The sequence below is a fragment of the Pelagicoccus albus genome (genome assembly GCF_014230145.1).
GTDB classification, from domain to species: Bacteria; Verrucomicrobiota; Verrucomicrobiia; order Opitutales; family Opitutaceae; genus Pelagicoccus; species Pelagicoccus albus.
Window position 1 is genome coordinate 656,546 of record NZ_JACHVC010000012.1, and the last position, 15,690, is coordinate 672,235.

The window sequence follows — 15,690 nt, forward strand, 5'->3', positions numbered from 1 at the left end:
CCGAAAGAGAGCAATCCGTTGAACAATTTCTTCGCCAGCTTTTCTCTTTCTGGTCAGAAACGCTTCCCAATCTCCCTCTTTCCACTTTCCTCCTCATTCGTGAATTCCTCCCAGAGCAGCTATAGCCGATTCCTGAAGGCATGGCTGTACCTTGCCTTCGCAGCTGCATTCGGCACATCGTGTAGCCACATTCCCACCCCTAAGCCTACCCGAAACTTCGATCTGACTCCGGCTCCTTACTTCGACACGAAAACGGGCATCTATTTTCCGGGAGCATTGGGAAGCTTGAATCGCAGTCCGGTTGTAGAACTGGAAAAACGAAAGCCCGGCCTCGGCATCGCCATCAGTTACCACAACGAAGAAGCGAGGGTTGATATTTTCGTCTACGATCTGCAGGCCAGTATCATCCCCGCCGGCATCGATTCTCCCGTCGTCATAGAGAGCTTTTTGGAGGCGATAAATGATCTGCACGTCGCGGAAAGACGACGCGTCTACAGCCAGCTGGATATAACACCGGAACGTAGCGAGCTCCTGATCGCCTCGCCCTTTCTGGAAGCCGATTTCTCCTACCAGGAGACTTCAGGCCCTAAGTCGGGTAAACTTCTTTTGGCCGGCATAAACGGACAGCTTTTGAAGATCCGAGCCGTAAAATCTGCTGATAGCGAGCTTTCGCTCGACCAACTACTCTATCCAATCGGCAGGGCGATCATTCATAGCCAAACCAACGGGTACGGAGGCGTTTCCAATACTGACTACCAAAAAATTTCCAATGCACTGGGGGCGATCGACTTGTCAGACGGCTTGTCTAGCTCAGAAGCGATCTCCATCGCCCAGATCGAGTTGGCCAGGAGCGGCAAGCACAACCGCTATGACGTGACCTCGGCCAAAGTCGTACAAATGGACGAAAGCCAAGTAATCATCGTGGAATTCGAGCAATTCCCCACCACTCCTCCGAGGCAGCAAGACACACCGCTACGCATAGCCATAACGCCAAGCGGAAACGCCTACACCCTGGAAAGCTCGCCTTAGCGGTGCGACCGTAAGATAAGCCGCGTCATCTTCAGGTTTATGGCGAGGAAGCGCAAAATCTGCCAGGGCAAGAAGGTTCGCAAAAACTTGACACGCCCCAGAGGTACCATGGCGAGGGCTTCGGGGGTGTACGGCTTAACATGTTCGAGATGTTTTTTCATAAGCAATAATCTCCTCGTATTCACTCCGGTATCACGCGCCAAAACGGTTTCAATTTCGCCTTCCAGATAAAGGCGTAATGTAGAAAGACTTTTATCCAATGCCCTGCCAAACCGATCTCCCCGCTCGTGTAGCGAAGATCTCGCCCTCCCCCGGGGTAACGCTTGAAGTCTGGCACGATTGGGAAAACGGTCATCGAAACAGCGGTGCCGTTGAAAAAACCGTTCCCCGCAGATGCCACACACGCCGCGCCCATCTCAGCCATGCTCGCGGTATGAGTCGCTTCGGTATCCCCATTTTCGATCATGTCCCTGATGCTCTGCGCTACCGCTTTTCCCATCATCGCCGAAGGCATTCCCGTTCTGGGAGGAGTTGGGGTGATCTGCGTTCCGCTTTTGCTGAACAAAGGCTTGGAGATCGTGTGAGGCGGCGCGAAGGCGATCCCGACCGCGAAAATATTGGCAAACTCAGGATTTTGCAGGGTACGCGGCCAATCGTCTGGACTCCAATCCTCGAAGGGTTTCGCAGCATAGTCGGCATCCACCTTCATCAGCCCATTGGGCATAAACAATCGATCCGTGATGTCTTCCCCCGCAGCATCTTCGGCCTTGAGACCAACGCCTTTGAAGGGAGGCAACAGCATTGCCAGATCGAAGCTTAGCTCTTCGGAAGAACCGTCAAGCAACTCGTACTTCACCAGTTTTTCCTGAACTTCCGTCACATGGGCGCCCAATATCCAGCGAATATTCCGTTCGGTAAACAACGACTCCGCAAAGATCGAACCGCTCACTACAAAACCGTTTTGCTTCAGGTGCATGCCACCCATCCCAAAGTCGCCCAAGAAGGACTCGTTGCTGAGCCAGACCAACTCGACTCGATCGCGAACACCTGCCTGCCGCAACTCGTGGTCGACATTGAACAAATACTCGAAAGCCGCACCCTGACAGGTGCAAAGCCCGTGCCCAGTACCCACCACGATCGTTTTGCGAGCCCCCTGCTTGAGCTCTGCAATCGTGGATGAAAGTCGCTCAGCCGCCTCCGTGGCGTGGTCCGCCGTGCAAACAGATACCGTATGCCCACCATGGGGGCCCAATCCTGGCGTTGCCTCGAAATTAAGCTTCGGCCCAGTCGCGTTGATGAGAAAGTCATAAGCGACATCCTCCCTTTCCCCCGCTTTGCCCTCACTCGTATACTCAATCGTCACTCGAGAGTTCCCCTCTGGGTGGATCACTCGAGCGAGAGCCTGCTTGTAGACGATACCCGCCTTTCGGTAAATCGGCTCCAAGTCGAAGAGAACCTGCTTCTTCTTCATTTTCCCCACGCCCACCCAAATATTCGAGGGTATCCAGTTCCATTGCCGATTGGGCGTAACAACCGTGACTTCATGTTCATGCCCCAACCACTTCCGGAGAAACGTGGCCGCCGTGTGGCCCGATACTCCCCCTCCTAAAACGAGTATTTTAGACATATCTAATATATTGCCCCAAAGTCGTCATTTGACAACAGGAGGGAGCATTTTTCCCAGAAATGGGACTAGGAAGGCAGCTTCGCGTCAGCCTATCCTCCACGAACAGGAGAAGCATGCTTCCCTAGACGGGAAGCAGAATTCGGAGTTCCGCTACCGACCTATCGACCTGAACGGCCAAATAGACGGGATCTCGGACCGGCCGCAGCCGTCTTTTCCTGAGCGTTGAAGAGGGCCGAGTACATGTAGTTGAAGCCCTCAAGCTTCTTGCGCTCGATCTTCTTCCCGATGAAGTGCTCGATCGCGGCGGCGTTTTTAACTTCGTCTTCCGTCAAAAGCGTGAAAGCATCTCCTTCGCGAGAGGCGCGTCCCGTACGTCCAATACGGTGCACGTAGTCTTCCGCGTGAAGCGGCACATCGTAATTTATGACGTGCGTTACTCCAGCGATATCCAATCCGCGAGCGGCGATATCGGTTGCGACCAGCACTTCGTACTTGCCGTCCTTAAAACCTTTCAGAGCGGCGGTACGTTCGGATTGGGAACGGTCTGAGTGCAATGCCACGACTTTGTGTTCTAAACGCTCCAAGCGACGCGTGATCATGTCCGCATTGAACTTGGTACGCGTAAAGATAAGCACGCTCTCATAGTGAGTCCGCTCCAGCAGCTCTAGCAGCAGCTTGTACTTCTGACGCTCCACAACCGGATAAAACGCGTGGCTAACGGTCTCAGCAGCCGAGCGATTTTGGCCGATCTCCACGATGGCAGGATCCTTTAACACCCAACCCGTTAGAGTCTTGATAGCTGCTGGCATCGTCGCCGTGAAAAGCAGGGTCTGGCGATCTGCGGAACAGTACTTTTCCACAATGCGCTTCACGTCAGGCAAAAAGCCCATGTCGAGCATCCGGTCTACCTCGTCGAGTACGAGGTAATCCATCTCTTTGAGCGACAAGTTACCTTGGCTCAAATGGTCAAGCAATCGGCCAGGAGTCGCCACTAAAATCTCGGCTCCATCCTCGATCATTTTCATCTGCCCACCGTACTTCACGCCGCCATAGATCAAGCCAATCTTGATGCCTAAGTTCTTGGCGAACACCTTCAGAGCTTCTTCGACTTGAGCCGCAAGTTCGCGAGTTGGTTCGAGAATCAGACACTGAAATGGCTTTCCAGGTTGGATGCGCTGTAGGATAGGAAGCCCGAACGCAGCGGTCTTTCCAGTTCCGGTCTGGGCGGACCCAATCAAGTCCTTGCCTTGCAATACAAGGGGTATCGCTTGCTCTTGAATGGGGGTAGGCTTCTCGAATCCGAGATCGCTGAGCGCTTTGTTAATGGGGTCTGATAAGCCGAGTCCTGAAAATGGCATCCCGCGTATATGCGGATCCTTCTCCCCATAAGCAAGTTCCGAGTCATTCGAGTTCCAGTCTGAATTTTGCTAATTCCCGGGGGTAAATACCTGAAATCTGTAAAATAGGGAAAAAGCCGTACTGGCACGCCCAAGCCTCATTCATTCTTTCCATCACGCTCTCATTCGTTCATTTAGGGTCCTAGTCATGAATCAGAGCGAAGCCACACAGCCACAACCGCCCGCTATTCCCGAAGCCCTCGCTTCCGTCCGTGCCGACTTCCCAATCCTGCAGCGCACCGTGCACGGCAAGCCACTGGTCTACCTCGACAACGCAGCGTCGACTCAAAAGCCACAGTGCGTCATCGACGCCATCACTCGCTATTATTCCGCGGAAAACTCGAATATCCACCGCGGCGTGCATCTTCTCTCTACCGAGGCCACAGGCGCCTATGAAGCCGCGAGAGGAAAGATAGCAAAATTCCTAAACGCGGCCGACGATTCTGAAATCGTGTTCACCCGGGGCGCTACCGAAGCGGTAAACCTCGCCGCTTACTCTTTTGTGGAACCCAAGCTTCAGGCGGGCGACGAGATCCTCATCTCATCCATGGAACACCACGCCAACATCGTTCCTTGGCAGCTTTTGTGCGAAAGAACAGGAGCGATTCTACGCGTCATTCCCGTTACCGACGATTGCGAACTTGATTTAGAAAACATCGACGAGCTCCTGAACGAGAAAACAAAATTCTTCTCAATCGTCTACGTCTCCAATGCCATTGGAACCGTCAATGACGTGAAGCCGCTTCTGGCCAAAGCCAAACAACGCGGTATCCCCACGCTTCTCGACGCCGCGCAGGCGATTCAGCACATCCCCATCGACGTACAGGAATTGGGATGCGACTTCCTCGCTTTCTCTGGACACAAGATATACGGACCCACAGGGATTGGGGCCTTGTATGGACGTCGCGAACTGTTGGATACAATGCGACCGTATCAAGGCGGTGGCGATATGATATCTCACGTATCTTTCGAAGGCACCACCTACAAGGAACCACCTTCTCGCTTCGAAGCCGGCACACCACACATCGAAGGAGCTATATGCCTCGGGGCAGCCATCGATTACTTATCCTCTGTCGGCTTGCAAGAAATAGAAAAATACGAGTCTGAACTTATCGAATACGCAGAAGCGAAACTTTCAGAGATCGACGGCTTGAAAATCATTGGATCTCCCAAACATCGCTCCGGAGCAATTTCCTTCACGATGGGCGACGCTCATCCTCACGACATAGGAACGGTGCTCGATACCGAAGGCGTAGCGATCCGATCTGGTCACCACTGTTGCGAACCTTTGCTGAAACGTCTCGGAGTGCCAGCGACAGCTCGAGCTTCATTCTCGCTCTACAATACGCCAGATGACGTCGACGCTCTCGTCGCTGCACTGAAGAAGACCGCCCTACTATTCATGTAGAGGCCACGAAGAATTTGATTACAACAACTGGGAAAGGAACCTCCCTTTCTCCAGAGCTTTGCCTCCTTTGAATCCAGACCTCCAAAATCTGTACAAGCAAACCTTGCTAAAACATAGCAAGAATCCGCTTAACAACTACGAAATAGAACACAGCCACTCCGCCACGAAGAGAAACCCTCTTTGCGGAGACGAGATTACCGTCTATCAGGACAGGGATGAGCAAAGTCGCGTCGCCTTTACCGCTCAGGCATGCTCTATCTGCCTAGCTTCCGCGTCGATGATGACGGAAAAGCTATCCGAGCTGGACCCCACCGATCACAAATCCTTCGCCGAGGATTTCGTATCCAAGTTCAAAGACAGATCCAAGCAACTCGACCTCGGTGGAGAATTGGAATCGCTCTCAGGCGTACAAGCATTCCCAAGCCGAATTCGCTGCGCCACTCTCCCTTGGGAAACGTTTTTAGAAATCAAAAAAGAAGAATAGCCTAGCCTCAGTTACCCCCATGAGATTACCCCTGCCCCTTAGCTGCCTACTGCTCGTCTTAAGCCTACAAAGCGTCGACGGGCAAAGCATCTCACTCGAACGTTTCGGCGACTCGATAAAGCACTGGCAAAACCAAAACGACGACGCGAGCTACGCTCGTTACTCAATAGAACAATGCCGGGAAATCGCAGATAACATCCTTCTCTATCAGCGAGAAAATGGTGGCTGGACCCAAAACACGGATCCACTCCGCATCCTGACCGAGGATGAGAAATCTCAACTGCTGGGTAAAAAGGGAAATTTGGATACATCCCTCGACAACCGGAACACCTACCCGCAAATCGAGTATTTGGCTGCCGCTTACTCTTTACTCGGCGACCTTCGTTACAAACAAGGTGCAGAGCGAGGACTCTCATTCCTTTTCGCATCCCAGTTAGAAAGCGGAGGGTTTACCCATTCACCCCCACGCACCGAGCGTTATCTCGGTCATATCACATTCATGGATGAAGTTATGTCAGGCACGCTCACGACCTTGCGTAAGGTGTCTCGCCAAGAAGCCCCTTTCGAATGGGTATCGGAAGAAATCGCAGAACGCGCTTCTGTGTCGGTGGAAAAAGGCACTCAGCTGATCCTAAAGCTCCAGGTCGAAGTAGATGGAAAGCCAACAGTATGGGCAGGCCAATACGACGCAAACACATTGCAGCCTACCGGAGCTCGTTCCTTCGAATTGCCGAGTCTTGTCTCCTGGGAAAGCATCCCAGTGCTCAAATACCTGATGGAGACGGATTCTCCTTCGCCAGAGATAGTCGCGGCAATCGAAAACGCAGTCGCTTGGTTCGAAGATTCCGCCCTCTCCGGCATCCGAATCGAAAGGAAGCCAATCGAGCCGATTCGCTACAAGTATCACACCGCCCACTACGACCCGGTTGTAGTCAAGGACGAGTCAGCACCGCCAATCTGGGCTCGCTTCTATGATTTAAGCGACAATAGCCCGCTTTTCGCTAACCGCAAAGGCGAGCGAGTTGCCACCTACACTGACATACCTCATGAACGAAGAACTGGATACGCGTGGTATGTGACTGATCCCATTAAACTACTAAAAAGGGATTACCCAAAATGGAGGCAATCCCTCGAAAGCAAAAAAGGCGGCAACTAGTCTTCTGAGACAGGATCGTCGCCTTCAGCATCTTTTTCTGAAGAGAGTGCGTCCTGCATAGGGTTATCCGACTTGTCTCGTGACTTCAGCTTAAAACGAGCTTCGTGTATTTTTCTTGGAAATACATTATTCGAAAGATCTGCATCCGCATAGGCGTTTTCTGGATCTAGCAAAACCGAAACCACCGCCTTTTCAGATACAAAAGGTACACGCACTACCTCGTCACCATGTCGCCAGATTTCAGCAGGAGCATCGATACGTTCTACCGAGCCATCCTCGAAATCAACCTCCAACTCGACCGGCATAGGGACGCCGCCTAGGTTTTTGATTTTTGCTACATATATATTGCCCTCGAACTGTCGTACTTCTTTTTGCCAATCCTCGAGGTCATCCTGCGACTTTTGGTAGTCTTCCCGCTCTTTATCCGTCACCGCGAACTCGTCATAGGAGTAGTACCAATCCTGCAATTGCTCATCGAACGAGGCGTAGTCAGCCTGTCCTTCCAAGCGGGCAATCATCGGCGTATCCGGATCTTCATAACGTTCTTTGCGATCCCATGCCTTGCTTGTTTCCGGATCACCATTGTCCAAGACAAAAGACTCGACCGATTCCACCGCGAGATCGACATGATCGTTGGTATAAAACCAAGCCCTCCAAAACCAATCGAGATCAACGCCGCTAGCATCCTCCATGGTCCTAAAAAAGTCGGCCGGCGTGGGTCGTTTGAAAGCCCAACGGCGAGCATATTCCTGAAAAGCGAAATCAAACAGATCCCGTCCAAGGATCGACTCTCGCAGCAAGGTTAAACCAAGAGCCGGTTTGCTGTATGCTTGGTAGCCTCGGCTCGTAAGACTGTCCGCTGAGATCATGATGATCGGATCATCCTTCTTCGCCATCCGCTCCACGACCCGCTTCACCGAGTTGCGGTAAGAGTCCTTGAGTCGTTCGTCGAACTGGGTGGTGGCAATGTCTTCCACGAAAGTATTGAAGCCCTCGTCTTGCCACATCCATTGGCGTTCATCGCTGTTCACGATCATCGGGAACCAGATATGGCCAACCTCGTGCACAATTACCGAGATCACATAATTTCGAACATCCTCCGTATAGGTTCCATCTTCTTCGATTTCCCAACTGGATTGGAAAGAAATCATGGGATACTCCATGCCACCCACAGGACCCCAAGTGGACCAAGCCACCGGATAAGGATACTCGTAGACAAGATCTGAATACACGTCCAAGGTCAGCGCTACAGCCTCCGTCGAATAACGGCCCCAAACGGCTTCAGCTTCCTTGGGAAAGGCACTCATGGCGAGAGCCTTGCCTTCGCCAATTTCAACACCCTTTGCATCCCAAATATAGCCACGAGACGCAGCAAAGGCAAAATCGCGTACGCTCTCGGCAGCGAATTTCCAGGTCGCTTTTCCTTTGGCTGGACTCCCAAGCTTCTTGGCCGCCTCTTCCTCAGTCACGATCAGGACCGGAGCCTGGCTATCCATCGCTTTCTCCAAGCGCTTACGCTCCTTCTTGCTCAATACTTCCTCTGGATTCTGCAGCTCACCCGTCGCGGCCACCACGAAATCTTCCGGCACCGTGATCGATACTTCAAACTTGCCAAACTCGAGCGCAAATTCCCCGGAGGCGAGGTAAGGTTTGGTTTGCCAGCCTACCTCGTCGTAATAGGCGCACATTCTCGGATACCATTGAGCGATTTGGTACACGTAGTCGCCCCCATCCAATTCCATCCGCCCCGTTCGGCGGGCATTAGCTTCGTCGACTATCGGGTACTCCCAATCGATGTTCAGAACGATCGAGTCGCCGCTAGCCAAAGACTCCGGCAAATCGATCCTCATGTTCGTTTCCACGATGGTGTACGGCAAATCGGTGCCGTCCTTGTCGGCGACCTTACCCAAGCGTACACCTCCCTCGAAATCCCGCTTGTAGAGGAAGGTTCGGAAACTCGAATCGCGGATACTGGCGGGTTCTCCGGACTTAGCCGAAAAATTCGGACCTTGGTCGCTCCGAGTTCCCTTGGAGTGATTCGAAAACATGTTCTGGTCCAACTGGATCCAGAGATAGCTCAACGAGTGCGGAGAGTGATTCACGTATTCGATCGTCTCAGATCCTAGAATCATGGCCTCCGTTTCGTCCAACTCGACCTCGATCACGTAATTTGCCTCTTGCTGCCAGTAGGCTGGCCCTGGAGCCCCGGAGGCTAAACGAGCCTCGCTCGGTGAAGGCAAAACGCCAGTCAACTGCTCAAACTTCTCCCCGGCGGATGCAGACAGAGATAATCCGCAAAAGCCGAGAGCTATTACACAATGTTTGATTCGCATGGGGCGAGAAAAGGAATCCCGCCCGAGCGAGGCAAGCCGCCAAACCACCAAACCCTTTACTCCGAAACGGATTTGTGTCTTTTCCTCCCCTTCTCCGCAAAAGAATAGTCCAAGACAGTCCCAAGGTGATTACGCTACAAAACTTAACCCTCCAGTACGGGGAACGCTTTCTGTTTCGCGGCGCGACCGCTACGATCGGCGCTAAGGATCGCATCGGCTTGGTCGGAGCAAACGGGGCTGGAAAAACAACCTTGCTCAAACTTATCGCAGGCAAGGAACCCTTTGACTCTGGGAATATCGACAAAGCCAACTACGTCTCGATCGGTTACCTGCCTCAAGACGGCATAGCCGCCCACGGCAAAACCTTGTTCGACGAGGTCCATACTGCGTTTTCCGATGTCTTGGAGCTAAAGCGGAAAATAGAAGAAGCCAACACGCGTCTCAACGAACTAGATACAGCGGAGGAAGAATATTCGGAGACCCTTGAACTGCTGGGCGAGTGGGAACTGCAATTGGAGGATTTGGACGTAGCTCGCATCCCTTCCAGAATCGAGTCCATCTTGCTTGGGCTCGGGTTCCAATCCTCTGACATGCAGCGGATGACCGATGAGTTTTCCGGAGGCTGGCAGATGCGTATCGCGCTCGCGAAGCTCCTCTTGTCACAGCCCTCGCTACTCTTACTCGACGAACCGACCAATCACCTAGATGTGGAATCGCAAGCCTGGTTGGAAGAGTTCCTCCGCCGCTACCACGGCTCTTTACTGATGGTATCGCACGACCGAGCCTTCCTCGACTCCCTTACAACTCGAACCTTCGAAGTCTACCAAGGAGCCCTAACCGTCTACTCTGGCAACTACAGCAAGTACGAAACCCAATCGGTTGAAAGAAGAGCACAGCTTGAAAAGGCTTACGCGAAACAGCAAAGGGAACTGGCCAAAACCCAGCAGTTCATCGATCGCTTCAGAGCCAAGGCCACAAAAGCTCGACAGGTTCAATCTCGCATCAAGGCCCTCGAGAAAGTCGAACGCATAGAGATCGAACAGGAAGCAGATCAGGTTGCATTCTCTTTTCCTGAACCGCCTCGTTCGGGTCAAAACGTCATCGAAGTACAAAACCTTCGCAAGTGCTACGGCGAACTGGAAGTAATCCATTCTGCCAACATCCGCATCGAACGCGGCGACCGCATTGCAGTCGTAGGAGTTAACGGAGCAGGCAAAACGACTTTGGCCAAAATCCTTGCTGGTGTCGAACCCTTCCAAGAGGGCGAGCGTATCGTCGGAGGCAATACAAGCATCTCCTACTTTGCCCAGCATCAAGCGGACGAATTGGACCCAGAGCTCGACATATTCGAAACCATCGAACGCGTCGCGGAAGTCGGTAACAACACGTCCCTCCGCACAATTCTAGGATCCTTCCTCTTTCAGGGAGACGATGTATTCAAAAAAGTAAAGGTACTCTCCGGAGGAGAGCGAAACCGAGTGGCTCTCGCCAAGATGCTGGTCCAGCCCGCCAACTTTCTTATCTTGGACGAACCCACCAATCACCTCGATATCAGGTCGCAAGACGTGCTACGTGGAGCATTGGAGAAGTTCCCCGGCACTTTCCTAATCGTATCCCACAATCGCGACTTCCTCGACAGCATCGTAAGCAAGGTATTGGAAGTCCGAAAAGACGGACTATCTCTGCATCCGGGCAACGTTTCCGACTACCTTGCCAGATTGGAGGCTCGCAAGAGCGCAGTCGCCCCGAATTCTGCCTATTCAAGAACGGAACCAAAACCGGCTACGGAGACGAAAACGCAGAACCCCAAGGAACTGCGTCGACTGCGCGCTCAACAACAAGCGAAGCTAAAGCCCCTAACCGATAAGCTTAAGAAAGTAGAAGGGGAAATAGCCAAACTAGAGTCGCAGCAATCTGAATACGAGTCGCTCATGGCTGACCCGGATTTCTACAAAGACTCTGCCAAGTCGCAGGAAGTCCTGACTACCTACGACGCAAACAAAGGAAAGATCGAGACCGCCTACGAGACCTGGTCCGACCTTTCCGATCAGATAGCAGCCGCGGAGCAATAAGCTCCGCAATACTTAGCTGTCCGCACTGAGAACGAAATCGGCGATATAGTGCAGTAGCAGGTCGCGTTCGTTATCGGACTCCAAGTCTCCAAAAAATGGAAACATGGTACCTTCGAACTTACCGAGCGACCGGACTTCCGCGAAGATATAGGCCCTGTCGCGTATTTCGGCAATCTTGATGTCCAAGCAGGCGGGCTGGCCGCGATAGTTTCGGACAATCGTTACCGCCGCGTAGCCGTAGTGGTCCTCCTTTTCACAGGAAGAATAGCTGAAAGGGACATTCGCTCCCTTCAATACCGACTTTAGCCAGTTTGAGGATTTGGATACGACATCCAAGGTCCTGGATGGCGAACTCTGTTTGGCTGCCATCACTAGCAGCAGATCATCTTTTGGTTCTGGATCTCCACTCTTCATAAGGAATTTTGTTTGGGTTTTTCGGGGGATAATAACGAGGAGCTTCCGGGCTCTGACTCTTATGAGTCAGAGCCCAAGGATCACTACTCGCCGCAACCGCCGTCCTTGAATCCGCAATCGCGGCAAGAACGACATTTGCCGTCATGCACATATGCCATCGAACCGCACTTAGGGCAAGACTCTGCGCTTTTATTTTGGATACTTTTGAAGAATGAGGACTTTTTCTCCTCGGCCGGCTTGATGGTGACGTCTCCACTCTGCGCGGTCGCAGCGGCCGGAACTGCCGCCGCAAAATCGATCAGCTTCTCTCCATTCGACTCCGGAAAAAGCCATTGCAGGATCTGCATCATGGCATCCACTACGCTCTTACAGGTCTTGATCTGATCCGCCACGCCCTCTTGGTCGCCCACCTTGGTGAAACCACTTGGGTCGAAGGCAGTGTAGCGGAAGGACTCGATCAAACTGGAAAGCGGAACCCCATATTGGAGAGATATGGAAAACGCTTTGCAGAAGCTCTCGAACATACCGTTGGCGAACGAGCCAGCTTGCCCGACTCGACCAAACACCTCTCCACAACTACCGTCCGGATAAATGCCGACCGTGAGGAAACCTTCCATGATTCCGCCGCCCACTTCAAACTTGAGCGTCTGGGATATACGACGTCCGGGCAAACGGACCCGACGTGGCTTGCTGGCCTCTCGCACAATTTCTCCCACCTGTTGACGAACACCTTCCACCAAGTCATCCCAGACGCAGTCGGGATTCCACTTACGGCCCTCTGGCGTATCAACATTGTAGACCGAGATGCCCTTGGAATCTGCTCGATAAAGAGCGACACACTTGACTCCCATATCGTGACAATCGACCAGACACTGCTTGATGTCTTCCTTGGTCGCAGTATGGGGCAAATTCACAGTCTTAGAAGTAGCGCCAGAAAGGAACGGCTGTATTGCTCCCAGCATACGCATATGGCCTTTGGCCAAAATCGAGCGTTTTCCCGTGCCAGAGGTAGCCGAACAATCGAAAGCCCCCTTATGCTCTTCGGCAAGCCACGGAATATCTTCCACATGGCTAGAGCCTGCCAATACGACGGCCTCTTGAGCGTCCGCAGTGCCGTTCTGCCCTTTCTCGCGAAGCTCATTTAGATAAGCCTCCAACTTGGGGATATCGCCAATCTTGAAGCCAATCAGCTCGTTCAGGTGCTGGCGGATCGGGCCAACCTGACTTTCATCGATGTACTGGCGTAGATGGCGAACGACCATGCCCATGCGAGAACCGCAAGCGGTGTAGAGACCATCCAGACCTGCAACCTCCAAGGCCGCTTCACACACCTGCTGCGTAGTGTAACCCTGGGTACGAAGGCCTTCTAGAGCCAAGGTGTTAAACATCTTGAGCATACCGCCGCCGGACAAGTTCTTGTACTTGACCAAGGTGTAATCGGGTTCCGCGGAAGTCGTGCCTTCATCGTAGACTCCCATGGGAGCCGAAATGGTTCCCGTCGGAGCCATCACAGTAGTGAAACTGTTGCGGAAGCGTTTCGAGTCTATTACCTCACCCCAAGTATCAGAATTAACTCCCTGCAGTTGGGTAACGATCTCTGGAATCGCAATATCTGAACCTTCGAAGCTTCTAGCGTAGCCTTTGAGAACATCGAGCGAAGTTAGCCCCTGGGCCATAGGAAGACGCGATCCGCGGGCCTTGAAAAGGCTTTCCGCCTCCTTCTCGATATCCTTCCCATCGCTAAACGCGCCTGAAAGGTCCTGCACAGCCTTGTGGAGTTCAAGCACCTCGCGGAGATCCGACTCGGTCGCCTCGAAACGTGGGTAAGCGCCCAGCTCCTGCCCCATTTCCGCACTCGCCTTCCAGCAGGTTGATGTCAGCAAGCTGACGAGTTGGCTGGCAATCAGACGGCCCTCGTCGCTGTCATACGGTATACCCATTGCCATAAGCAGACCGCCCACATTTGCATAACCGATTCCGGTGGTGCGGTATCGGTAGGTACCGGCTGCTATTTCAGGGATCGGGAAACCGCCTTCTTCGATGTTTAGGTCCGCCGCGATCATGGCGAGGCGAATAGCCTTCTGCATCTTCTCAACCTTCATTGTCTTGGAATCGCGATCGTAGAAGCGATAGACGTTGAAGCTGGAAAGGTTGCAGGAAGTGAAATTGAGGTGGAGGTATTCCGAGCAAGGGTTGCTCGTGTAGATATCTCCATCCGCCTTCACTGGATTCCAAATGTTGATGAAATCGTTATTGTGCGTGCCCGGTTCCGCATTGTGCCAAACACATTCGGCTATCGCATCAAGAATGTCTTCCGCCTTAAAGGTATCTTCGACCTTGGTCGGATCGCTCACCCAGCGAGTCGCGTACTCGCCCTTAGTTTGGTAGGCCTTCCAGAAGTCGCCCTTGAGCGAGACGGAATGGTTCGCGTTTTGGTGAGCCAGAGTCTCGCCATAGAGCAAATCATCCATCCCTGAATCGTATTGGCGATCTGTCACCATCGGCATATCCAAAACGATGCGGGCGGCCATTCGCTCCGCGGGTGATCCCTTAGTCGCGTACTCTTCGGCCTTCTTCTTGAGAGCGACCGATACATTGTGTTCGCGGAGAACAATCTTGCCGATGTTTTCCTGCTCGTTCTTGGCCGAGATGAATTGGAAAATATCCGGGTGGTCCGCGAAGAGCAAAACCATGCGGGCGGCTCGGCGAGTCTTGCCTCCAGACTTGATGGCACCAGCCATCCGGTCGAAGCCTTTGTCGAAAGATATCGGTCCGGACGCAAAGCCTTTGCCCATGATTGGCTCCTTGGAGGAGCGGATGGATGATAGATTTACGCCGATACCAGAACCGCTGGAGAACACACCCCCTTCTGCAATCTGGTGGCTAAGGATCTTTTCCATCGAATCCTCAATACCCATGAGGAAACAGGCAGAAGCTTGCGGGTGTATGTACGCATTGGATACTTCCCTCACCTCGAGATTCCTATCATCGAAATCCCCTTCCGGCATGATCGCCTTAAACGCGCGATTTCCACGATTGTCCATGGACTTTCTGAGGTCCGGACGTCCCCAACGCCATTGCTCCCAGTGTCCGATGTTAAACCAAACTGGCGAGTTCGGAGCCCACATCTGGAAAGCGAGCAAATACTTAAGCTCGTGATTGTATGCTAAGGCATCATCTTCAGTCGCAAAGTAGCCATGACGCCACCCCCAGACCGTGTAAGTGTTGGCGATACGGTCAAAGGCATGCCGCAAAGAATCTTCGTATTCTGGAGTGTCCGGGTCCCTCCCAAACAGATACTTGCTCGCCGTGATCTTAAGCGCGTTCTCTGCCCAAAAGGAAGGAACCTCTACCCCCTTGCGCTCGTAACTTGGCTTGCCCGTCTTCCAGTCCATGATCACCACATCGCGACGCTCCCACGAGATGTTCTCGTAGGGATTCTTTCCGTCCGTAGTGAAAACTCTATCGATCGTCAGCCCCCCGAGAAGATCCTCGCGAGGATCCAACAAAATTGATTGGCCATACCCAACATCGAGGCGGGTTTCAGTTAGGGGATCGGTGACGTCTAAAGAATTCATATGTGCGGTGTGTGGGATTGGGTGTTCGGGAGGAACAGGAAGATCATTCGCAAGCCGAAGATCCAAATCCGAGACAAGCAACCGAGATTCCCTTACTACCAGAAACCCGTATTCACAAATCGGGGACGAATCAACCTACCCTGTGTCCAAATTTAAGTGGGGCTACAAAAATCGAATGCAGCTTAAGCGTGT

At 52.7% G+C, this 15,690-nt stretch carries 11 protein-coding genes; 5 read left to right on the top strand and 6 right to left on the bottom strand.

All coding sequences use genetic code 11. The annotated features are described in order from the left end of the window. Positions 1-99 precede the first annotated feature (99 nt). The gene (locus H5P27_RS12505; protein WP_185660736.1) at positions 100-1,029 is read left to right on the top strand and encodes a hypothetical protein; all 930 of its coding nucleotides are present in this window, start codon (positions 100-102) and stop codon (positions 1,027-1,029) included. Here the strand turns inward: H5P27_RS12505 and H5P27_RS12510 are convergent. The 3 genes from H5P27_RS12510 to H5P27_RS12520 all read right to left on the bottom strand — a co-directional run bounded on the left by H5P27_RS12510 (position 1,026) and on the right by H5P27_RS12520 (position 4,014). Next, entirely contained in the window at positions 1,026-1,190 is a 165-nt protein-coding gene (locus H5P27_RS12510) for a hypothetical protein (RefSeq protein WP_185660737.1), read from the bottom strand. The two genes, H5P27_RS12505 and H5P27_RS12510, sit on opposite strands and share 4 nt — an antisense overlap. Before the next feature lie 20 nt (positions 1,191-1,210). Next, positions 1,211-2,656, bottom strand: a complete 1,446-nt coding sequence (locus H5P27_RS12515; RefSeq protein ID WP_185660738.1) for an NAD(P)/FAD-dependent oxidoreductase — start codon at positions 2,654-2,656, stop codon at positions 1,211-1,213. Between the two features lie 158 nt (positions 2,657-2,814). Next, positions 2,815-4,014, bottom strand: coding sequence for a DEAD/DEAH box helicase (locus tag H5P27_RS12520; RefSeq protein ID WP_221774702.1), 1,200 nt, complete (start codon positions 4,012-4,014; stop codon positions 2,815-2,817). A gap of 187 nt (positions 4,015-4,201) precedes the next feature. On the opposite strand from H5P27_RS12520, the gene H5P27_RS12525 reads away from it, so the two are divergent. From H5P27_RS12525 to pelA, 3 genes are all read left to right on the top strand, one after another. Next, positions 4,202-5,461, top strand: a complete 1,260-nt coding sequence (locus tag H5P27_RS12525; protein ID WP_185660739.1) for a cysteine desulfurase — start codon at positions 4,202-4,204, stop codon at positions 5,459-5,461. A 67-nt stretch (positions 5,462-5,528) separates the two neighbouring features. Continuing rightward, complete coding sequence (gene sufU, locus H5P27_RS12530; RefSeq protein WP_185660740.1) at positions 5,529-5,945, top strand: Fe-S cluster assembly sulfur transfer protein SufU; 417 nt, start codon at positions 5,529-5,531, stop codon at positions 5,943-5,945. A gap of 19 nt (positions 5,946-5,964) precedes the next feature. Further along, positions 5,965-7,101: a pectate lyase gene (pelA, locus tag H5P27_RS12535; protein WP_185660741.1), complete on the top strand. Its 1,137-nt coding sequence runs from the start codon at positions 5,965-5,967 to the stop codon at positions 7,099-7,101. On the opposite strand, the gene H5P27_RS12540 is transcribed toward pelA, so the two are convergent. Next, complete coding sequence (locus H5P27_RS12540; RefSeq protein WP_185660742.1) at positions 7,098-9,434, bottom strand: M1 family metallopeptidase; 2,337 nt, start codon at positions 9,432-9,434, stop codon at positions 7,098-7,100. The genes pelA and H5P27_RS12540 overlap by 4 nt on opposite strands. Before the next feature lie 125 nt (positions 9,435-9,559). Between H5P27_RS12540 and H5P27_RS12545 the strand changes: the two genes are divergently transcribed. Beyond that, positions 9,560-11,506 (top strand): ATP-binding cassette domain-containing protein, encoded by a 1,947-nt coding sequence (locus H5P27_RS12545; RefSeq protein ID WP_185660743.1) that lies wholly within the window; start codon positions 9,560-9,562, stop codon positions 11,504-11,506. Between the two features lie 12 nt (positions 11,507-11,518). On the opposite strand, the gene H5P27_RS12550 is transcribed toward H5P27_RS12545, so the two are convergent. Together H5P27_RS12550 and H5P27_RS12555 are read right to left on the bottom strand one after the other, a co-directional pair. Continuing rightward, positions 11,519-11,920, bottom strand: coding sequence for a hypothetical protein (locus tag H5P27_RS12550; protein WP_185660744.1), 402 nt, complete (start codon positions 11,918-11,920; stop codon positions 11,519-11,521). 83 nt (positions 11,921-12,003) lie between these two features. Continuing rightward, positions 12,004-15,498, bottom strand: coding sequence for an adenosylcobalamin-dependent ribonucleoside-diphosphate reductase (locus H5P27_RS12555; protein ID WP_185660745.1), 3,495 nt, complete (start codon positions 15,496-15,498; stop codon positions 12,004-12,006). Positions 15,499-15,690 lie beyond the last annotated feature (192 nt).

Coding starts and splice junctions, on each gene's coding strand:
- H5P27_RS12510 (WP_185660737.1), bottom strand. CDS start 1,190: ATGAAAAAACATCTCGAACATGTTAAGCCGTACACCCCCGAAGCCCTC.
- H5P27_RS12515 (WP_185660738.1), bottom strand. CDS start 2,656: ATGTCTAAAATACTCGTTTTAGGAGGGGGAGTATCGGGCCACACGGCG.
- H5P27_RS12520 (WP_221774702.1), bottom strand. CDS start 4,014: ATGCCATTTTCAGGACTCGGCTTATCAGACCCCATTAACAAAGCGCTC.
- H5P27_RS12525 (WP_185660739.1), top strand. CDS start 4,202: ATGAATCAGAGCGAAGCCACACAGCCACAACCGCCCGCTATTCCCGAA.
- pelA (WP_185660741.1), top strand. CDS start 5,965: ATGAGATTACCCCTGCCCCTTAGCTGCCTACTGCTCGTCTTAAGCCTA.
- H5P27_RS12540 (WP_185660742.1), bottom strand. CDS start 9,434: ATGCGAATCAAACATTGTGTAATAGCTCTCGGCTTTTGCGGATTATCT.
- H5P27_RS12550 (WP_185660744.1), bottom strand. CDS start 11,920: ATGAAGAGTGGAGATCCAGAACCAAAAGATGATCTGCTGCTAGTGATG.
- H5P27_RS12555 (WP_185660745.1), bottom strand. CDS start 15,498: ATGAATTCTTTAGACGTCACCGATCCCCTAACTGAAACCCGCCTCGAT.